20 protein-coding genes are annotated in these 21,748 nt (G+C 38.1%); 9 read left to right on the plus strand and 11 right to left on the minus strand.

The window, feature by feature from the left end:
* Nucleotides 1-25 precede the first annotated feature (25 nt).
* The gene (locus BN1068_RS09145; protein ID WP_077602552.1) at nt 26-823 is read right to left on the minus strand and encodes an SDR family oxidoreductase; all 798 of its coding nucleotides are present in this window, start codon (nt 821-823) and stop codon (nt 26-28) included.
* A gap of 175 nt (nt 824-998) precedes the next feature.
* Here BN1068_RS09145 and BN1068_RS09150 point away from each other — a divergent pair, with 175 nt between their 5' ends.
* A complete protein-coding gene (locus BN1068_RS09150) occupies nt 999-1,436 on the plus strand; it encodes a pyridoxamine 5'-phosphate oxidase family protein (protein ID WP_077602553.1) in 438 nt (145 codons plus the stop codon).
* 80 nt (nt 1,437-1,516) lie between these two features.
* On the opposite strand, the gene BN1068_RS09155 is transcribed toward BN1068_RS09150, so the two are convergent.
* On the minus strand, nt 1,517-1,849 hold the full coding sequence (locus BN1068_RS09155; protein WP_077602554.1) for a YflT domain-containing protein: 333 nt from the start codon (nt 1,847-1,849) through the stop codon (nt 1,517-1,519).
* A 187-nt stretch (nt 1,850-2,036) separates the two neighbouring features.
* Entirely contained in the window at nt 2,037-2,879 is an 843-nt protein-coding gene (locus BN1068_RS09160) for an aldo/keto reductase (RefSeq protein ID WP_077602555.1), read from the minus strand.
* Nucleotides 2,880-3,341: 462 nt separating this feature from the next.
* Here BN1068_RS09160 and BN1068_RS09165 point away from each other — a divergent pair, with 462 nt between their 5' ends.
* The 6 genes from BN1068_RS09165 (at nt 3,342) to BN1068_RS09190 (ending at nt 10,119) form a co-directional block, all read left to right on the plus strand.
* Complete coding sequence (locus BN1068_RS09165; RefSeq protein WP_175637115.1) at nt 3,342-6,128, plus strand: sigma 54-interacting transcriptional regulator; 2,787 nt, start codon at nt 3,342-3,344, stop codon at nt 6,126-6,128.
* Between the two features lie 114 nt (nt 6,129-6,242).
* On the plus strand, nt 6,243-6,656 hold the full coding sequence (locus BN1068_RS09170) for a PTS sugar transporter subunit IIA (protein WP_077602557.1): 414 nt from the start codon (nt 6,243-6,245) through the stop codon (nt 6,654-6,656).
* A gap of 113 nt (nt 6,657-6,769) precedes the next feature.
* Nucleotides 6,770-7,270, plus strand: coding sequence for a PTS sugar transporter subunit IIB (locus BN1068_RS09175; protein ID WP_077602558.1), 501 nt, complete (start codon nt 6,770-6,772; stop codon nt 7,268-7,270).
* 27 nt (nt 7,271-7,297) lie between these two features.
* On the plus strand, nt 7,298-8,047 hold the full coding sequence (locus BN1068_RS09180; protein ID WP_077602559.1) for a PTS mannose/fructose/sorbose/N-acetylgalactosamine transporter subunit IIC: 750 nt from the start codon (nt 7,298-7,300) through the stop codon (nt 8,045-8,047).
* 1 nt (nt 8,048) lies between these two features.
* Nucleotides 8,049-8,906, plus strand: coding sequence for a PTS system mannose/fructose/sorbose family transporter subunit IID (locus tag BN1068_RS09185; RefSeq protein WP_077602560.1), 858 nt, complete (start codon nt 8,049-8,051; stop codon nt 8,904-8,906).
* A gap of 25 nt (nt 8,907-8,931) precedes the next feature.
* Complete coding sequence (locus BN1068_RS09190; RefSeq protein ID WP_077602561.1) at nt 8,932-10,119, plus strand: amidohydrolase; 1,188 nt, start codon at nt 8,932-8,934, stop codon at nt 10,117-10,119.
* A 212-nt stretch (nt 10,120-10,331) separates the two neighbouring features.
* Here the strand turns inward: BN1068_RS09190 and BN1068_RS09195 are convergent, their stop codons facing one another.
* The 8 genes from BN1068_RS09195 to BN1068_RS09230 form a co-directional block, all read right to left on the minus strand.
* Nucleotides 10,332-11,342 (minus strand): TolB family protein, encoded by a 1,011-nt coding sequence (locus tag BN1068_RS09195; RefSeq protein WP_077602562.1) that lies wholly within the window; start codon nt 11,340-11,342, stop codon nt 10,332-10,334.
* Between the two features lie 4 nt (nt 11,343-11,346).
* Nucleotides 11,347-12,219 carry a permease prefix domain 1-containing protein gene (locus BN1068_RS09200; RefSeq protein WP_077602563.1) on the minus strand — a complete coding sequence of 291 codons (873 nt, stop codon included), beginning with the start codon at nt 12,217-12,219 and terminating at the stop codon, nt 11,347-11,349.
* A complete protein-coding gene (locus BN1068_RS09205; RefSeq protein ID WP_077602564.1) occupies nt 12,216-12,539 on the minus strand; it encodes a PadR family transcriptional regulator in 324 nt (107 codons plus the stop codon). The genes BN1068_RS09200 and BN1068_RS09205 overlap by 4 nt, the downstream gene beginning before the upstream one ends.
* 231 nt (nt 12,540-12,770) lie before the next feature.
* The gene (locus BN1068_RS09210; protein WP_077602565.1) at nt 12,771-14,030 is read right to left on the minus strand and encodes an NCS2 family permease; all 1,260 of its coding nucleotides are present in this window, start codon (nt 14,028-14,030) and stop codon (nt 12,771-12,773) included.
* Between the two features lie 149 nt (nt 14,031-14,179).
* A complete protein-coding gene (locus tag BN1068_RS09215) occupies nt 14,180-15,499 on the minus strand; it encodes a PTS sugar transporter subunit IIC (RefSeq protein ID WP_077602566.1) in 1,320 nt (439 codons plus the stop codon).
* Nucleotides 15,500-15,501: 2 nt separating this feature from the next.
* On the minus strand, nt 15,502-15,798 hold the full coding sequence (locus BN1068_RS09220; protein ID WP_077602567.1) for a PTS sugar transporter subunit IIB: 297 nt from the start codon (nt 15,796-15,798) through the stop codon (nt 15,502-15,504).
* Between the two features lie 4 nt (nt 15,799-15,802).
* Entirely contained in the window at nt 15,803-17,200 is a 1,398-nt protein-coding gene (locus BN1068_RS09225; RefSeq protein ID WP_077602888.1) for a glycoside hydrolase family 1 protein, read from the minus strand.
* On the minus strand, nt 17,200-17,532 hold the full coding sequence (locus BN1068_RS09230; protein ID WP_077602568.1) for a PTS sugar transporter subunit IIA: 333 nt from the start codon (nt 17,530-17,532) through the stop codon (nt 17,200-17,202). The genes BN1068_RS09225 and BN1068_RS09230 overlap by 1 nt, the downstream gene beginning before the upstream one ends.
* 370 nt (nt 17,533-17,902) lie before the next feature.
* Here BN1068_RS09230 and BN1068_RS09235 point away from each other — a divergent pair, with 370 nt between their 5' ends.
* Both BN1068_RS09235 and BN1068_RS09240 read left to right on the plus strand, forming a co-directional pair.
* On the plus strand, nt 17,903-19,801 hold the full coding sequence (locus BN1068_RS09235) for a BglG family transcription antiterminator (RefSeq protein ID WP_175637116.1): 1,899 nt from the start codon (nt 17,903-17,905) through the stop codon (nt 19,799-19,801).
* 999 nt (nt 19,802-20,800) lie between these two features.
* Nucleotides 20,801-21,625 carry a MurR/RpiR family transcriptional regulator gene (locus tag BN1068_RS09240; RefSeq protein ID WP_077602570.1) on the plus strand — a complete coding sequence of 275 codons (825 nt, stop codon included), beginning with the start codon at nt 20,801-20,803 and terminating at the stop codon, nt 21,623-21,625.
* Nucleotides 21,626-21,748: the final 123 nt, after the last annotated feature.

Below are 21,748 nucleotides of genomic sequence, written 5' to 3' on the forward strand. Positions count from 1 at the left end.
CCTCTCCCCTATTCTAATTTGGGGATTAACCTCTTGATTTACCCCCAGAGATATTGATTGTTGTTCCAGTAATATAGCTTGACTTCTCAGAACCTAAGTAGCATACCAAATCAGCAACTTCTGTTAATTGACCCACACGGCGGATTGGAATGGACTTAGAATAATCTCCATTTAATTGATCTACTGTTGTATTTCTTGTGTAAGCGAGTGCTTCTTCATATTGCTGCGTCCTTAATCCTGTTTCTTCCAGGATTCCTGGTGCAATTGCGACAACACGGATATTATGCTTTCCTAATTCCTTTGCCCAGCTTCTTGTAAAGCCGATTAATGCCGCTTTCGTTGCTGAATAGATACTTTGTCCTTCAGATCCTTCTTGTCCAGCTTCACTGGCGATGTTGATGATAACACCTTTTTGCGCCTGAATAAAATAACGGGATACTTCCTGACTGAAAAGAACAGGCCCTTTCAAGTTAACACCAAGCATGAGATCGAGATCCTTCATATTAATTTCATACTCAGGCTTCTCCCCTTTTGCGTCTACTAATAGTCTTGGTAAGTTAATACCAGCATTATTCACTAATACATCAATTTTAGACTGTTCTTCCAAAATGGAAGCGACCGTACCGCGAACTGCTTCTTCATCCGCCACATTTGTTTCTTTAAAATGGTAGCGTGGATGATCCATCGGATTGTCACGTAAATCCGTGTTATATACGATAGCGTCATTATCCAGGAATGATTGAACAATTTGTCTCCCGATGCCAGATGACCCGCCTGTTACAATGACTACTTTATTCTCTATATCTAAACAATTATTTGCCATTATGATGCCTCCTCTTGTTCTTCTCACTTCATTATATTGCTAACCGTTTTCAAAATTAATTTGTTGTTTTGTGCAGATTAAGGAAAAAGGGAAAATAATTATATGAAGAATGGAGAAACTACAAGCTGATGTTTTATTTAATACTGCAGGAATAAAAATAAGAGGAGGTGACAGAATGGATAAAGCAAAAATATCAGAAGAAATTCAAAAGATCTTAGATGTTTCAAAGGTTGGTGTTCTTTCCACTTCACATAATAACGTGCCCAATAGCCGTTATATGATTTTTTACCATGATGAAGCAGTACTATACACCAAAACGGATGACGATTCTCCGAAAGTAGAGGAAGTAGAAAGTAATCCGCAAGCGCATATTTTACTGGGATACGAAGAAACAAAAAATAAAAGCTTTGTGGAAATCAGGGCAAAGGTAGAGGTTGTCGATGATCAGAAAATCATTGACTGGTTATGGGAAACGCAGGATAAGACCTACTTCAACTCAAAAAATGATCCGGATTTAACTGTTCTCAAACTGACTCCAGTGCAAATTAAAATCATGAATAGCGATAACCTTGATTCGCCTGTAACAATTAAAATGGAGAATATTTTAGAATAAGACAGCAAAAATCCGGACAGTCCCCGTTCTCAATCAAAGCAGGGTTGTCCGGATTTTTTTACAGCTTTCATGGTTGAAAATTAACTTAACACACCTTCAGCTGTATCATTTTTTACAATCAGAAATACTTTTCCTTCGTCCATATCTTCTTCATATTCATGCGCATCCGCATCAGATACTCCCAGTTCCCGCAATTTTTCTCTTAATTCATCGCCTGGTTTTTCAAAGTTCTGTCCAATGTCTTTCTTATTATAATCAATACCTGAAGCTTCCGTGTTCTTCACAATACGCGCGGTCCGGTCATCGTCATGCGAGAGGATAAAAATATCATTTGAACTGATATTTTTATCTTTCAATAGATTAACATCTTTTTCTAACATTTCATCGTTTGTATAAGATTTTACAAAAGTCATCTCTTATTACCTCCTTAAAAATGTTACATTTATTGTTTTCCCGGTTCACATAAAATAAAACTTCTTTTAATGAAATAATACGGGCAAGAATTAACTTATATACCACTTTTTGAACACGCCATATATATAACTAAAAAACGGTTTCCTTCCAGGACCTTTCCGGGTAAATCAGGACAAAATGTTAAAGCTAAATAATATCCAGCGGCATCTTTCTTTTTGGTGCAGGAAATTCTTTTTCAATCAGCTGCAGCTCCTCTTCAGAAAGCTTGATCGATTGAGCATTTATATTTTCCTGAATATGATTTTTATTACTGGATTGCGGGATAGCCAGTACATCATGATGCCGGATTGTCCAGGCTAGCATAACCTGAAATATCGTTGCATTATGCTCTTCAGCAATTTTTTGAAGTACTTTATTACCTGCGATGTTATCTCCTCTTGTATCTCCCTGAGCAATAGGAGAATAAGCAATGGCCGGCAGTGATTTGCCTCTCTGCATTGGCAGTAAATCATATTCAATACCTCTGCTGGCTATATTATATAATATTTGATTTGCAGTGCAGTTCTCTCCGCCTTTCAGTTCCCACATTTCTTCCATATCTGCCGTATCAAAATTAGAAACACCCCAATTTCGAATCCTGCCGTCCTTCACATACTTTTCCAGTGATTCAATGGTTTCTTCCATCGGTGTACTGCTTTTCCAGTGCAGCAGATATAAGTCCAAATAATCTGTCCCCAGCCGTTCCAGAGAATTTTCAAGTGAACGTTCCAGCTCCGGCTCCTGTGCATGAAATGGATAGAACTTGGAGATCAGGTAAATATCTTCCCTTTTTATATCCTGGATAGCCTCCCCGATGAGGTTTTCTGAATTGCCTTCTCCATACATTTCAGCAGTATCGATTACTTCAATGCCCTTTTCCAGCCCGTACCTCAGAGCTTCTATTTCCTTCTTTCGTGTTGAAGGGTTATCCCCCATATGCCAGGTTCCCATACCAATCGGGAATAGATTTTTCCCGCCTAATTGAACCATTCTGCAGCACCTCTTTCAAATTTCGTTTATTTTTTACTATTCCCTTGAGAGAATGTAGATAAACGATTAGCTTGGGCTGACCGTTTCTAACTGTCTGTTTGATATTCACTTCATTCTTCTGATATCAAAATGGAATTGCCGCTCTATTTTTTTATCTCATCATTATTCACTTAAAAATCACCAATTATCTTCTTATAAATTTACAGTATATCCCTTAATTCATCTCTTCAAATGCTATTTCGGACTCCCAGTCTAAATTTCTATCAAGAACACTACCAATATAAAAATATTTCAGATACTATAAGTTTAAACTCCTGTTAAATAGTTTGTAACGCTTCCTATACAAACGTTCACTCAAAATGTAAGCCCTTCAGCGCAGGGCAATATCTCCTAAGAATGAAGCAGAAAGGTGGTCATCGTATAATGCGCAGAATAGATAGAGTGGCTAGAGAGCTTAAAAGAATGTCAAAAAGTATATCCAAAAGTGAATTAATAGAAGGTTCCGTTTCAGGATTCACAGCAAAAGAGCTTAGTGAAAGCTTACAAATTGCCAGAAACTCTGTCAGTGAAGATTTAAATGAACTGGTGAAAGAAGGACGGGCAATCAAAATAAAGAGCCGCCCTGTATACTTTTTTGACCTGCAAATATTAGAGTATCGATCCGGGCAGAAAATAGAGATTCCATCTGATCAGCATTTGAAAATAAAGGACTACTTTAAGTCATCAGAAAACCAGGAAGATACAGCGAAATATTATCCGGGGGATAATAGTAACCATATTTTCAATGAAATTATCGGCAGCAATGAAAGTATGGAGAAAGTCATTGCCAAGCTCAAGGCGGCTATGCTCTATCCGCCATTTGGCTTAAATGTATTGCTTACCGGTGAAGCTGGTGTGGGGAAAAACAAAGTTGCAGAAACCGTTCATAAATATATGGAAAGCCATCAGCAGCAATCCATCCCTTTTATCTATTTTAATTGTTCAGAGTACCATAGCAATCCAGAGCTGCTTACCTCTCATTTATTTGGCCACGTAAAAGGGGCTTTTACCGGAGCTGAGACTGATAAAGCAGGATTGATCGAAAAAGCAAATAATGGATTCCTTTTTCTGGATGAAGTACATCGTTTAACAGCAGAAGGACAGGAAAAATTATTTACCGTTTTAGATCGCAGAAGCTATTCACGTATGGGCGAATCACTCTATCATCCAGTAAATGTACGAATTATCTGCGCAACAACAGAAAATGTTCAATCTGCTCTGCTGCAGACCTTCTTGCGCAGAATCCAGGTTGTTGCACAGATTCCTTCTCTTGCTGAACGCACAGAAAAAGAAAGATTAGAATTAGCACTGTCCTTCTTCCAGCAGGAAAGCAATCAGATAAAAAAATCATTGAAGGTTTCTGAAGAAATCTTACAATTTATTGCCAATCAGAATTACCCGGGGAATGTCGGTCAGATGAAAAGTGATATTCAATTAATTTGTGCAGAAGGGTACCTGCACAGTATGACCAGAAATTTAAAAACCATTACTATCGATTATAATTTAATAGAAGATAAAAACGTTCTCCCTGTACCCGCAGAACCTGACGAGCAGCGGGAGGAAGTCTTTTTTATCCCGGGGGACCCTTCTATTCCGGCAGATTTGTTATTACAGCTGCCGAAATCAAGCAAGCAATTAGATCCTTTCTACTCCCTGCTGCTTAAGGAATATGAAGAATTATCAGGCAGTAACCTGTCTCATCAGGAAATTTTAGCGTTTTTACGAGAGAAAATTCAATCTCATTTTGACTATACGTTTCAGCAGAAAAATGTAGTCAGAATCATTCAGGATAACAATCCGGTGTACCATAAAATAGATAATGTTGTCTCACATATCGAAAAGTCATTGCAGCTGCCTTTTACAAAGCTAAAGAAAAATATCTTAATCAATCATATTTATTCTCTTATTTCTATCGTAAGAAATACACCAGCAGACAGCTTGTTCTTATTTGATAAAGGACTCGTCATTAATAGGCTCGATTATTTTGAGGAAGTAAAAAATATTTGTACACATATAGAGGAAACCTTTCAAATAAATTGTCCGCCGGTGGAATTATCATTTATGTCTTTATTCTTACAAAGATTATTACATGAAGATAATACAACTGAAAAAAAATATGATAATGACGTTGTTATTATCGCTCATGGTGAATCCACAGCCTCCAGTCTAGCTGGTTATACGAATAAACTGTTCCAGAAAAATGTTATCCAGGCGATTGATATTCCTTTTGAACAGCCGGTAAATGAAACATTGAATCTTCTTAAGCAATTAGTGGATAAACAAAATATAAAAAAACTGGTGCTTCTCGTTGACGTTGGTTCACCAATGTATTTTGGAAATATTATATCTAAAGAATTTCAAATCGATGTATTGATGATTAAAGACATTAACCTGCTGTCCATCATTGAGCTGATGAATGTCATCATGTACGAATCCACTGATTTTAATTATTTGCTCTCAGCCATGCACGACAGGGATTTAAAAGTTGTTCTCTATCAGAAGGAACTGTCCTACGATAGTCAGGTCATTATCATAACCTGTGCCACAGGCATCGGAGCAGCAATAAAAATTAAAAATTTATTACAGGATACCTTTGGAGATTATTTACCTTCCAATCTGCGGTTGCTGACCTTAAGCTACGAGGAAACAAAGAGTGTTGATAAGCTATCCGGTTATTTGGAAGAACATGAGTATCCTTTGGCAATGATTGGCACCTTTGAAACAGATCTTCTCGACGTGCCTTTTATTCCATTAGACATCCTTTTTTCCGAAAAAGGAATCGAGAATTTAATGGTTGTACTCGGATATAATATGGATAGCAAGTCGAGCAAAGTTATTCAGGAAGAAATTTCATCTAAGTATATCCAAAATGTGTCCTTAGAGGCTATTGCTAATTACATCCATGTTCTCAATCCTCAAAAGCTGTTGATAGAGATGAAATCAGTGTATGAACACATTTGCAGGCAATTGGATATACAGCCTTCAATGCTTATTATGCTGCGTTTCTTAATTCATTGCTGCTGTACAGTAGAAAGGCTTGTTGCAGATGATGGTGCCGTTCTTAAAGCAAAAAACGTTGATCCGGATTCTTTGGATAAACAAAAAGAAATAAGTGTCATTAAACTGTCACTCCGTCAAATTGAACTGTCATATGATATAAAATTTCCTGCTATTGAAATAAAATATATCTATGAAGTTTTATTTTATTAACTCTATAAAATCTATGCTGCCAGCTGTTATCTGGCAGTTTTTTTATGGAATTTTAAAAACACGACAGATTATTGGCATGCTTTTTGCTATTAAATTGGCAAGGAGGTGAAATGAATGACAGAAAGACCAAAGATATATGAGATTTTACTATTAACACATGGCGGCTGGGGAATGACCCTGAAGGAAAAACTGACCATGATTATCGGAGAAATACATGGTGTCAGCGAAATAGCTTTAGAACCATCTGATACTACAGAAACATTTCTTCAAAAAGTAAAAGAAAGGGTAACAAAAATGCCTGCTGATTCACTTATTCTTACTGATATTGCCGGAGGAACCACCTCTAATATCGCATTAACATTCAGTAAGGACTATCAAATAAACATTTTATCCGGATTGAACTCCATGATGTTAATGGAAGCTATCATGCGGCAAAATCAGCCCTTTACAGCAGATAGTGTTACGCAGATAAGAGAAGCTGCTTTATTAAGCTGTCAGCACCTGCAGCTGCCAGACATTAAAAAGTAAAAGAAATAATGTTTACCATTAATTGTAATCGCTTACTTAAATACAAGAAAATGATACTTTTTTTAATTGCTTAGTATTGCCAATCACAAAATAGACTTTAGGGGGAAATAAAAATGGCAGAAATTCAATTAGTGCGTGTTGATTTCAGATTAATTCATGGACAGGTAATTACGAAATGGCTCAGACAGACATCTGCAAATCGTATAGTAATCATTAATGATGTTTTAGCTGCAGATGATTTCATGAAAAATATTTATGTAATGGCGGCACCGCCAAGCATTGCTGTAGATGTATTTTCTGTAGATACTGCTATCGATTTATGGAACAAGGACCAAATGGGCAGCGGTAACTTATTTGTCCTTTTCAAGGATATTGAAACAGTCTACCGGTCTATTAAGAAAGGTCTGCCTATCAAGGATATCCAAATTGGCGGATTGGGAGCAGGACCGGGACGGGTTGCGGTTTTTGGTCCTATCACATTAAACGAAGAGGATTCCGTTATGCTGAAAGAATTAGATGAGGAAGGCTGTAACATTTACCTGCATCAAGTACCTGACGAACCGAAAATGGAAATTAAAAAGGCATTAGAAAAATTTCAGTCTATTAAAAAATAGACATCCTATAAGAAAGGAGCTGTCCAAATGAATTTATTGGTTTCTATATTATGTGGTTTTTTATACTTTCTAGGTACAAGCCGAATCGGGTATGGCTTATCAACTGCAACTGGGTCTCCGCTTTTTTATGGGCTAATTCTGGGCTTAGTATATGGAAAGCTTACAGAAGGTTTAATCATCGGAGCCACCATACAGTTGATTTATATCGGTATTATCAATACAGGAGGAAATATGCCTGCTGACCAGTCGCTTGCAGGAATTATCGCTATTCCAATTGCATTACAGACCGACTTATCGACAGAACTAGCAGTTGGACTTGCTGTTCCCTTTGGTGTACTCGGTGTATTTTTAGACCAGATAAGAAGGATTTCAAACTCTTACTGGATTTCTCAAGCCGAAAAACATGCTGAAAATTTAAATCAGAGAGGCATTTTCAACTGTGCGATTACTTATCCAACAATCCTGCTCTTTTTTATTACTTTCATACCCGTATTTATTATCACGCTGGTCGGTGCAGATACGGTTACCTTTATTATGGATGCGATGCCACAGGGAATCATTGATGGATTTAGTGTAGCAGGCGGTATTCTTCCTGCTCTCGGATTTGCCATTATCCTCTTAATTATTGGAAAAAGAGAGCTGATGCCCTACTTTTTCATCGGCTTTTTTGCGGTAGCTTACCTGGGAATAAACACAATGGCAGCCGCTGTATTCGGTACCTGTGTAGCAGCTATCGTTCTCTTTAATTCTATCAATCAAAAAAAGGAGTTGAGCTAGCATGACTTCAAAGCCTGCAGATCCAATTAAGGAAGCTGAAAAAAGAGCTTTATCAAATAAAGATTTATTTAAAACCTTCGCCCGCTGGTATTCGGTGGTTGAAGTAAGTAACTCTTATGAACGATTACAAGCCTTATCCTTTTGCTTTGCTTTATCCGGCAGTCTCCGGAAATTATATAAAGGAGATGATGAAGGTTATCGGGAAGCTCTAAAAAGACATATTCAGTTTTATAATTCAGAAGGAACATTCGGCTCTATGATTCATGGTGTTACTCTATCTATGGAAGAGGAGAAAGCAAAAGGAAATGAAATTACAGAAGAAGTTGTCACAGGCTTCAAAACAGGTTTAATGGGTCCTATTGCAGGTATTGGCGATACATTAATCTGGGGGACACTGAAACCTATTATTCTGGCATTAGCCTGTTCCCTCGCGTTAAACGGTGTTTTTGTAGGCGGACTTATTCCTTTTCTTTTCCCATTAGCAATTGTGCTGATTGGATTTGGAATGCTGAAATCAGGTTATCTCTTAGGTAAAGAATCTGTTATGAAGCTGATGCAGACAGGCCTCATTAACAATATTATTACAAGTGCCAGTATCCTGGGACTGTTCATGATGGGAGCACTATCATCAACCTATATCAAAATTTCTACTCCTATCCAATTTTCCGTTATGGATTCTGATCCCATTGTCTTACAGGATATTTTAGATCAAATTCTAGCAGGGATATTACCGCTCTGTGCAGTTTTCTCTATTTATTTTTACTTTAAGTATAAAGGCCAGAATTACAATAAATTAATTATTATGCTGATTGTTATTTCATTGGTTACCGGGTTCTTCGGAATATTATCAAGTTCATAAACTATTTGTATAAAGGAGTTTTTACATGGTTATCGATAAAAAAAGCTACGACTCTTATTTAGATTCCAGATTGGAAGAGCTTTGGGATATGGCTCAATATATACATGCACGGCCGGAGCTTGCATTTGAGGAAAAAGAGGCTTGCCGTGTGCAATGTGAATTTTTGGAGAAGAATGGCTTCGAAGTAGAAAGAAATCTGGGCGGCCTGGAAACAGCTTATAAGGCTACTTTTCAATATAAACCCGGTGATTTAACGTTAGCCGTTGTATCAGAATATGACGCCTTACCGGAAATTGGACATGCATGCGGTCATAACTTAATTTGCACATCCGCGTTGGGTACGGCATTAGAAACAAAAAAATTTATGGAAGACCATGACATTGCCGGAACATTTATCGTAACGGGTACACCTGCTGAAGAATCCGGCGGCGGGAAAATAAAGTTGCTGGAGCAAAATGCCTTTGATGGTATTGATGCCATCGTGTTTATGCACCCAACCAGCGATACAACCAGATTAGCCGGAGAATGTATGTCATCCAATTCTATCCGGATTGAGTTTGAAGGAAAATCAGCCCATGCTTCTTCTCACCCTGCTAAGGGAATCAATGCTTTGAATGCGGCCAATTTATATTTTGTAGCAACCGGCCTGATGAGACAGCATTGTAAATCTGACCTCCGCTTATCCGGTATTATTGAAGATGGCGGAAAGAGCACCGGTCAAATTCCTGATTTTGTTGCTATTAAAGCATCTTTAAGCTGCTTTAAAGCAAAGGATTTAGAGGATTATACGGAAAGAGTCCGTAATTGCGCAGAAGGAGCAGCGCTGGCTACCGGGTGTAAAGTAAATATTAAGATTAAGCCGGGCTACTTAGGCAGAGTTCCAAATGAAATCCTGTCTGAGGTTTGCAGAAAAGAGCTTATTGATATTGATGAACCTGTTATGGACGGCATGCCTTTTGATTATGGCGGCGAGGATCTTGGAAACGTATCAAGGGTTATCCCTATCTGCAATCCTTATGTGACCATTTTTCCGGATTATAAAATCTCTAATCATACAGAGCAGTTCAGAGATTTAGCTGATTCCCCGGCCGGGAAACGTTGTATACAGGTAAGCAGTAAGGCAATGGCAAGAACGGCAATGGAGTTATTTATGAATCCAGAAATTGTGGATCAGGCAAAAGAGGAATTAAAAGAACGGATGAAGGATGAGTAATGAATTGATCTCAAGCTAAGTTTTTTCTCTCTGTTCAAAATAGCCACCCTTAAGAATAAGGGTGGCTAAAGCTGTTCTAAAATTTCTGATGGGATTCGTTCCGGATGCAGGAATTATCAAGTTAAAATAACGATTATCACGACTATAAGGACTCCTGCTACAATTATCGAAAGCCAATCATCCATACAAAAACCTCCATTTGAACATCCTCATTAAGGGATCTCTATCTGAATACGCTCCCGTCCTTCACCATCTGCATTAATCACCCAATAGCTGTAGTCCGGCTCAGAAGCAGCAAACGCCTTATCCACTGTGACAATCAGTTTATCCTGATGATTAAAAAAGACCGGACTAGTAACATGTTCACCAAATGACGTAATCTGCTCTGCCTGCTTCGTCTCTAAGTCCATTCGATATCCTTCGTAAATATAGGTGCCATTTTCACTTGTTCTGGCTACGTCGGAGAAAGCAATATAATTCCCGTCCGCTGACAACGCAGGCGAAAATATCATGGGTACACCGGCAGCAAAATCCCCTATAGGGGTAACTGTTGTTTCATATCCATCTTCGAGATTATGAAACACAAGCTGATCCGTCCCATCATAACTGTGATACATCAATGCTTCTCCATCAGGAGTTAAACCCAGGTCAGACATATCATAAGCTGCCTCATCTGTAATTTGTTCCATCTCCTCTGTATTCAAATCGATGCGGTAAATATCGAAATCATGAGGATTCTCTGATGCAATTGGAGAATAATTGGTGTACACACCAGCTTTAAAAAAATATAAAGACTGGCCATCGGGTGAAAAGGCTGCCTCTGTCACTAAACCTTCCTCATCTGTCAGTTCTTTTACCCTTCCATTTGCACGATCGAAGAGCATCAGTTTTCCAAGCGGATGTTCATCGTCATCTTCCCATTGCTCTACATAGGCAATTTTCTCACCATCCGGGGAGAACGTTGGATTAAGAAGGTAATTCCCTTCATCCGCTTTCGTTACCAGCTCTGCATTTCCACCGCTGACAGGTGCTGTATAAATTGCGGATTCACCTTTATGTGCATAAACGAAGGTAATCTCTTCATCATCCGGTGAAATATCTGCAGACTCACCGAAACCGGTGTAACCTTCAGGACCTCCCGCTAAATATCCCGCCCCCCATAGAATGAGAAATAACAGGATCATACCAGCGATGAAGCTTATGTTTTTTATTGTTAGTGACATTATTTCACCCTCCGTTAGAAAATCTCAGAATGATAAAGGATAATACAAGAGCCGCTACAGAAACCAATAAACCTGTCGCCAAAGATAAAGCCGGCTTTTTTGCGATAAAATTCATTTGGAATTTATAAAAAATCAACCAGATAAGAATTGGAATCAGTGTAATAAAGGCATCTATACCCATGCCGCCGAGGAAAAGAAATGACCACAGAAAGAACAAGCTCAAAATAATAACAATAACCCCATACAACAGATTCATCATATAACTAAACTTCACAAGCCCCTGTTTTTGGTGTTTACCATCTATCCGGCTGGTAGAATAATAGGAATTTCGAAAAACAAATACGAAACCCATCCCAACCAGAATAAGCAAATAAACACTGAAAAGTATAGCCTGCCACTGCGATAAACCTTGCATTGACACTATATTGATGCCATTCCAGATAATATTGATGAAAAGCAGAGCATTAAGTAAATAAAAATAACGCCCGACAATTGAAATATTAATGGCTGCCAACGTAACGATAGTGCCTGACAACAATTGAACAACCAGCCAGACTGGAGATGGTTCATGAATAACAAAGGAAAGATGCAAATAAAAAAGAACTCCGAATACGATAGTGCAGATACCTATTAAATACAATAACCCCCGTTGAAATGGATACATCGATTCCTGTAGCTCCTGTCCTATCCGATTCGATTCCCCAAACGCTGCTATTACTTTTTTCTCTGCCTGCTTTTCAGAGAGGCCCCCGCTGATATAATCACTTTTCGCCTCGTGCAAATGGCTGAGCAGCTCTTCCCTTATTTCCTCACGTTCGCATTCTGTGCTTTGCATTTGTTTCAAGACCTCTTCTACGTGCTTTTCAATCCGGTTCATGATAAATCTCCAGACGTTTTCGTGATTAATTTATGAATACTATTCCATTCCTCCAGTTTTTTTTCTAAAATAGCGCTGCCTTCATCTGTTATCTGGTAGTACTTCCTTCTGCCCTGCTCCACTTCTGACCAATAAGAATGAAGCCATTGCTTTTTCTCCATTCGCTTTAAGGCAGGATAAAGCGTTCCTTCTCCCATGTTATACAGCTGATCACTTTTATCCTTCAGTACCTTGACCATTTCGTAACCGTACATATCCTTTTCGGATAGCAGGTTCAACAATAAAATATCAATACTGCCCTTCATTATCTCCCGGTCCATTTTGATATCACCTCTTTACACCATTGTAATACGATGTACATCGTATTGCAAGGTAAAAGAATGAAATATTTGGAAGAAGGGGCGAATGCTATCCGTTTCAGCTATTATGAAGAATTTAGAGAGAAGTTGGTGATAACGAAGAAAATATGAAATTACACGGGAAGGTTGATAGTTTATTTCATAAAAATCAAACAACAGCAAAAAACCGGGCAGCGTTTGCCCGGTTTCCCTTCATGAGACACCAATTACCTTCAATACAAATTCTATAAAGAACAGTATGGAGACAGTAAGTAACGGTATGGATATTTCCTTTCGTTTTCCCAAGGCTATTTTAACAATGGGATAGGCAATAAATCCAAATGCCATGCCGTCGCCGATGCTGTATGTAAATGGAATCATTACAATAATCAACAGCGCAGGTATACATTCAGCAAATTGCTCCCAGGGCAAGTACTTAATATTTTGAGCCATCAGGAAACCGACAATAATTAATATCGGGCTGATTGCCGTTGCCGGAACCATTGATATCCAAGGAATAATAAAAATCGTCGCTAAGAATAATATTCCTGCTGTTATTGCCGCTTTGCCCGTACGTCCGCCAGAAGCAATGACGGCAGCATTTTCTGCTCCTGATACAGTAGGTGATGTTCCGAATATACCGGATAACAGAGCGGATGTTGCTGTGATACGATAAGACTTGCTATAAGCCTCTGTTTTTTTCAACATATCTAATTGGCTCGATAAAATACCCATATTCTCAAATATCAGAATCAATGCCAGTGAAAACACAGAAACCCAAAAGGATATTTCGGAAGCGGCTGAAAATGATGGCATAAACAGCATTTCACTAAACTTGAAATGAACCGATGCGGCTTCTTCTGTCGATACTCCGAGTAACATCGCAATAACAGTCCCAATAATCATGGTAAGCAGGAAATTCGCGGGCACCCCTTTTACAAATAAGTAAATGGCAATAAATAAAGTGATTATCCCGGCGATAACGCTTGGCGAGGTAAAATCCCCCATAGCAATGACAGATTGCTCGCCTGCAGTAATAATCCCGCTTTTTTCAACACCGATCAGGATGAGAAAAAAGCCTAACCCGATGGTTATCCCGTGCTTTAATGATTCTGGAATAGCCTCTTTTAACATGACGCCCATTTTTGTAAATGCGGTCAGCATAAATAAAATTCCTGCCATCCAAACTACAGCCAGTCCTTCATTAAAGCTGAATCCATTATTTCCAATAATCGAGTAGGCGAATAATGCATTGATTCCCATACCAGGTATCAGGATAAGAGGAAGCTTTCCAAAAAAGCCCATAAGCATTGTTCCTGCAAAGCTTGCTAATATCGTCGCAATCATTCCTGCTTCCAAAGAAAGACCAGCTTCACTTAGAATAGAGCCATTCACGACAACAATATAAACCATTGTCAGATAGCCGATTATCCCTGCAACAATGTCTTTTTTTAATTCATTGTTTTGCTGCATTACAAACCTCTATAATTTCTTATCCCTCTCCCGCCCGACAAAGCATAACACTTTATCCACAAATTCCATATTTAGTATACCCTGATAAACCACCAGCTATAAACGCCCGGTACCCAAGCAGTTTATTGCTGATGGTTTATGATTTGATATCAGGACTTTGTATCTGTTTCAGCCATGCTCTCCAGCTCTCTTTTCGTAAGCTGGCGATCATACGCTTTCACAAATGGATAGTAGAGAATGGCATCTAAAATCATTAACAGAATAACCAGGACAAATGCTTTCCAATCTAATGTGGAGAAGAAAGCTCCTATAAAAGGCGGCATTTGCCAGGATAACATTGAAAAAGTTTTCCCTACCAGTCCTATGGACATACATATATAACTAATCGTAGCATTCAATGTCGATGTCAGCAAGAAAGGAATCAGGAACATCGGATTCAACATTAAAGGTATTCCAAAAATTAATGGCTCCGAGATGTTGAAGAGTGCCGGTACGATACCAACTTTACCAACGTTCTTTAATTGCTTTGATTTAGCTAAGAATATTAATAGAAGGGCTAGTCCAATAACTGATCCTGCACCGCCAATGGCTGTGAAATACGTCCAAAATGATGTAGTAAATATATGCGGCAGCTGTTCTCCTGCCATTTGCGCGGCTGCATTGATAGATATATTCCCATCACGGATCGGCCCCATAACTCCTCCAAGGGCTGCATCATGAATACCAAAGAACCAGAATACATGTGTCAAAAGGGTAATAAAAATAACAAATGCTAAGCTGTCTGCCGATTTAAAGGTTGGTGATAAGAAATCAAACATCGATTGTGCCATATTCGTGCCAAAAGAGTGGAAGATGGCGTAAACAATCGTGTAAACTGCAATGATAATTATCCCCGGAATTAAGGATGCAAACACATCACTTAAACTGGCTGGAACACTTGGCGGCATTTTGATTTTACCAAATTCTTTTTGCTGCATAATCCGATAGAGTTCTGTCGTTCCAATACCGATGATAATAGCCGACAGCAGCCCTTTCCCGTCGATAAAACTGAATTCTAACGTTTTCATATCAAATCCTAATTCTTGAGGCTGTGTAACAAGTAAGAAAAAGCCCATGACAGAAAATAAGATTGGAATAAATGAATTAACTTTGTAGAAACGGCATAGAAAATGCGTAATTCCGATACAAACATACAAAGACATGGCACCTAATGTAAACGCAAACACCCAATTCAATACTTCTGCATTATTTAATGCAAATGCTTCCCATGCAAGCATAAACCCATTCGTTGTTTCCTCGGTTACAGGAGGAGAGCTTATAATGGCTACAAGCCCTCCTGCCAATGTAATCGGTAAGAGACTGATAAAAGCATCACGAATAGCTGCAAGATGACGCTGCTGTCCAAATTTATTAGCAATCGGCATGACTTTATTTTCCATCAGCGCCGTTACCGAATTAAATTTACTCATGGTTATTTCTCCCCTTCATAAAAGTGGGATGCATCTTTTAGTATTCCTTCCGCATCCATGATGCCATATTTTGATAAATCAATTGTCATCGCCGGAATTCCAGCGTTCGCTTTGATTTCATTTAATTGAAAGCGAATTTGCGGTCCAACCAGAATAACATCTACATTTTCCAGTTTATCCTGATATTCACTGACTCCGACTGCCCGTACTTTTGCTTCCCCGCCTGACGCATCTTCCATTTTACGTGCCAATATTCCTGAAGACATCCCCGCATTACAAACGATTAATATGTTTAACATTTTATTAACTCCTCTCGATAGTAGCCCCATTGGACTCACAAACTTTTTTATACCAGTAGTAGGATGATTTTGGTTTTCTTTCAAAGTTGTTTTCAAAATCTACTCCAACTAATCCGTAGCGTTTTTCATGGCCATTCTTCCAGGAATAAAGATCCATCGTTGACCAGATAAAATACCCCAATACCTCTGCTCCGTCATCAATAGCATTTAGAATAGCGTTAATATGTGCATTTAAGAAATGTATGCGCCCTTGGTCATCAACAGATTTCTCACTTGGCACATCTTCATAGAAAGCTACGCCATTTTCAGTAATAAAGATCGGCACCTTGTATTTTTCATATGCCCGCATGATTCCATGATATAAGCCTTGTGGATAAATTTCTGTATCCCATTCGGTATAAGTGGAATCCGGATTGTCAAATACCTGTTCAAACCAGCCTTTTACAACCACTTTGCTGGACCCTTTTGCTTCAGATCCTTTATTATTAATGCGTAAGATACTCTCTCCGCCGGTATATGGCTTGATAAGCGCTCTTGCATAATAGTTCAACCCGGCAAAATCAACGGTATTATGCTTTATAGCTTCAAAATCCGATTCTTTCATAAAGCTTAAATCATACTTTTCATTCAGCATACCCAGCATATCAATCGGTATCTCACCTTTAATGGCTGTGTCTAAAATCCAATTATTAAAATAGTTATCTGCTTTCCGCATTGCAATCTTTGTTTCCAGACTGTCATCCACACCAAAAATAGGAGCATAGCTGTGAACGATTCCAATTTGACCTTTCATTTTCATCTCTCTAAATAATTTTACTGTTAAAGCATTGGCAAGCATCATATAGAAAGAAGCCTGAATCGTTTTTTGTGTATCGTCTATCCCAGGAGGATAATTCCCTATTTTATAGCCGCTGAAGACATAGTATCTCGGTTCATTAAAGGTAGACCAGTAGGTTACTTTATCTCCATATTCCTCGAAGCAGACCTTCGCATATTCTACATAAGCATCACAGATTTCACGTTCAGCCCATCCGCCTTTTTCTTCCAGATATTGAGGCAGATCCCAGTGAAATAGTGTTACAAACGGCTCAATCCCATTTTTCAAACATTCATCAATGATATTATGATAAAACTGAACCCCTTCCGGATTCACTTCACCCTGATCATTTTTGATGATTCTGGGCCAGGCAATCGAAAAACGGTAAGCTTTATGCCCGCCTTCCTTCATTAAGCGAATATCTTCTTTGTATTTATGGTAATGATCGGAGGCATCATTTCCATTCTCCAGATTATTTTCATGCAAATAGACGTCCCACAAGGAAGGTACTCGTCCTCCTTCATTCCATCCTCCTTCACATTGATAGGATGCTGTCGCTGTTCCCCATAAAAAATTTTTATTTATCATTTTTTTACCTCACCTTCTAATTTTTTATAGATATCTATGACTTCATTAGCCAAATCAATTGTAAGTTGTCCCATCATAAAATGATCTTCACTGTGCATTAATAACAGGGACATTTCTGTTTTGTCCCCTCCCGCTTCCTTTTGAATCATGTCTGCATGTGTTTTTTGCGCAAGGAGTAACTCCTCTTTTCCCTTTTCAACGCATTCTTCTGCTTTATCCCATTCTCCAGATTTCGCAAGAGAAATCGCTTCCATTCCATAACTGCGAGCATTGCCGCTGTGCAGAATCAATCCAAATGATACTGCTTCTGTTCCTTCACTTAAACTCATCGTGATGACACCTCTCTATCTGTTCTCTACGTAATCTATCATAGCTCCAATAGGTATACGCAGTGAAATAATTATTTGCCTATCCAGTTAGGAAAAGCATGACACACCCGGATAGGAAGCCAGATGCCGGTTAAGCTATAAATACGTTTTCCATAGCAGTTTTCTCACCTGAATGATAATTAATTACATGGAGGGTTCTCTTTTAAAGAGGAATTATAAGACTAGATTGATTAATGTATTGATTTTCAAAATAAGAGTGATTATGATTAAATATAAGAAATATAACTACAAAAGACTCCTCTCTCTATAGTCAATATTCTCTACAAATAATTGGTGTATAAATCATTTTTTAATGATAAGGGAGGACACTATGAACAAGCGGCAAACGAAACTGGTACAGTATCTTATCAGCCACAATGACTGGGTAAAAGGAAATCAATTAGCAGCTTACTTAAATGTAAGCTCGCGTACAATACGGAATGATATTCAAACCCTGCAGTTGACCGGGTTTAAAATAAGTTCATCTAAAACTTACGGATACCGTATCGAGGAATTGTCCGAAGCGGTACAGAATTTAGAAAAAAAGAATGAATTTCCTGAAAGCGCATATGATCGCATGGTATATATTTTAAAAAGGCTCCTTCATGTTTCTGAACAGCAAAATATATTTGATTTAGCGGATGAATTATTTGTAAGCGAGTCGACCATTGAAAAAGACTTGTATCGGCTGAAAGATTTTATTACAAATGCAGAAAGTAAAGTAAAGCTGGAAAGAGTAGAAAATGGCATTTTACTTGAAGGAAGCACGCGGGCTAAAAGAACACTCTGGTCGAAACTGATATTCAATGAAATAAAAGAGGATTTATTTGATATTTATGAGCTTGAAAATCATTTTAACGAAATAAATCTAAAAGATATTAAGGATATCCTCACTGAGGTGCTCTCAGAACATAAAATATATTTAAATGACTTATCCATGATTAACATGGTTATTCATGTGGCAATTATACTCGATACTATCATACGGAAGGAGCAGACAATTCCTTTGACGGAAGTTGATTATATCAGTTCCGAAGAAGAGCTGGCTGCCTCTGGAAAAATCTGTAATAAACTGGGGGATTTATACGGCGTAGCCATCCCCTTGCCTGAAATTAAATATATTGCCATATTAATTGGCGGAAAGAAAAGCTATTATAACGATACTTTAAAAGAGCATAAAAGAAAGATAGACAGCCGCTTTACAGAGCTGGCGAAGGAATTAATTCAATCTCTCAGTAATAAATTCTTAATCGATTTAAGTGAGGACGAAAAATTACACATTGATCTTTCCATGCATTTAAAATCACTTTACAACCGTAATCAACGCGGAGTTGAAATCCATAATCCCGTTTTAATGGAAACGCAAAGAAAATTTCCGTTAATTTATGATATGGGTATATTTATGGGGCTGCAATATGAATTAAAAACAAAACAAAAATTAAATGAAGATGAAATTGGTCTGTTGACATTACATCTGTGCATTGCCTTTGAACGCCTGGCAAAGGAAAGACAAACGAGTAACAGGATTGCCATTATTTGTCCAACAGGCTTTACAACCAGCCGCTTATTGAAGGCAAAGCTGGAAAATATTTTTGGTGAAAAAATCGGCCAATTGGAGCTATTCTCTCTTTCCGACAGCTGGGATGCGATTGCCCAATTCAACCCTGACCTGGTTCTAACAACAGCAAGGGTTCCTGAAGATTTTCCTTTTTCTACATTGGAAGTGACACCATTTCTGTCTGAAAAAGAGATAGAAAAAATTGACGCGTATCTTCAGCCAAAAGAAGAAAATTTAAATAACCAGAATGTCGCATCATACTTTAGTGAAAATTTATTCTTTCCAGACATAACAAAACAAACACCGGATGAAGTGATTGCTTTTCTCTCATCTGAACTAGAGAGACAAGGAATTGTCCCGCCAAAATATAACGAACTAATTTTAGCCCGGGAAGCAATCTCATCCACTGCTTACGGAAATTTAATTGCATTGCCGCATCCTATTGAGAAAGTGGCCAGTAAAACAATTATTGCAGTTTGTACACTGAGTCAGCCGATTCAGTGGAATAATCAAAAAGTGCAGCTGGTTCTATTATTTGCTCTTGCAAATGATAAGAGAGAACTGATGGATAGTTTGTTTAGAGAGATTATTGATATGCTGGATAATCCTAAAAAGGTTAAGAAAATATTACAAGCCAGGGACTTTGAATCCTTTGCTGAGCTAATCAGGTAATATAATCGCTGCTCACTCAACTTTCGCACCTGAGAATAAACATCTATACCTTACTATTCCACCAGGATGAACATATTCTTCATTATCCTGCTTGCATATTGTTAAATCATCCTTCTATGGAAATGAAGATTGTGTATAGCACCGCTCCGACCAACCACTACGCTTTCCATGGGGACGGCTTCAGCTAACTTGAAAAGAAAACCGCTTTTCAAGTGGATCTTCAGCTCGCCCTGCGATGCACAGGACGTGCAAGTGCAGGCGTTGTGACAGGAGTCACGGGTTTAGCCTGCGAACCACTTAGGAGTCTCCGTGGTTGGTCTGCGCTCAGTTAGGCTTCTACAGCGAATGAAAGAAATCATATCCTTACGAGGTTGGATGAAATAATCGCTTTTTGCTTGATGAATAGATCATTTTAATGTTTCAAATGGTTGATTTGGCAATTAAAATGATGACACAGCATGGATAGTAAATATCAGGAATAGCTTTTATGGACAGAAAGACATCTTGACAGAATATTTTACCATAAACTAAAAAAACGTTTTATCTGATCTAACTTCTATTTAGTCAGCTGTTTCAATCTGTATAGAACATCCTGCTAGCGGAGGCGGACCGTTTTGACTCCTGAGGGATTAGCACCATCTGAAGATCCACTTTTGCCAAGTGATCTTCTTGGCAAAAGTTAGCTGAAGAGCGTGCCCCTAGGAAAGCAAAACGGTCCGCCGCAGCGGTAGCCTTACACGTTACCTTCTTTCTGGATAGAGTTTATGCTTTGTCAAGAGATTGGTGGAAGGAACAATCAACGCCTGTCTCTATGATAAGAGGGTTATTTTTTCAGGTGCAAAAGTTGAGCTGCTTATAAATAAGAAACAGCTGTTGCTAATCGGAAAGGAGCTAGGACATGAACTAGCCCCTTTTTTGTTATAGTTCCTATTCTGCACAAGCTATTTCTATATTTCTTTTTTTAATCTGTCATATACAAACACATGAAGGAGTATCTCTTTGCTGATTCATAAAATGAAATATATGAGTAATTTAACAGTTCAGGAACAGCATATTATTGATTATATTCTGGAGCATCCGGAAAAACTCTTTGATTTAACTGCAAATGAATTAGCAAAAGTCACTTTTACCAGTTCGTCCACGATAATTAGGCTTTGTAAAAAGCTTGGAACAAAAGGATTTCCAGACTTTCAAATAAAATTTGCATTGGAATATAAAGACCTGCAATTGGAGAAATATCAAAGGAGCAGTCATGGTTCTCTGAATGAAGATAAAGTGATTCACAAAAGCATCCATTCACTGCCTTTTATGTATGAAGAAGCCATCTATGAAACACAGAAAATGCTTCATTACGAGCGGATCACAAAGATAGTAAATTGGATTAAGAACGCTGATCGGGTCAATATCTATGGAGTCGATGCTAATTATTATATTGCTCAGCAGATTTGTGCAAGATGGAATGAATTTGGAATCAATGCTTTAGCATTTAATAGCATAAATAAACATTACCTGGTTAACATCAAACAAAAAGAAAGGCATATTTCCTTTGTTATTTCACATAGTGGGAATAACAAAGCAATTATTGATATTGCTCAAATGATAAAGCTATACAATCAAAAAGTCATTGCTGTTACAGGAAATGAGAAAAGTGAACTTATCCCATTGGCAGATGATTATATTAAAAGCTATACTTCATCAGAACAATTTGCGCTATCTAAAATTTTCAACAATACTTCGACACAGTATATTTTTGATGTTTTATATCTTCATTTACTGGATGATATGAATCTCATCAGCCAAAAGAAGCTGATCGATGAAATTTAAATTCATTAATCAGCTTCTTTTTTCAAGAAATGATGAAAACGATTACCTAAAACTCAAAAACCTATTCTCCATTAAAAAATGCTGTGCTAGAATGGTGCTAACTTACAGGAGAATGGGAGAGAT

The organism is Oceanobacillus sojae, from assembly GCF_900162665.1.
Taxonomy (GTDB): Bacteria; Bacillota; Bacilli; order Bacillales; family Amphibacillaceae; genus Oceanobacillus; species Oceanobacillus sojae_A.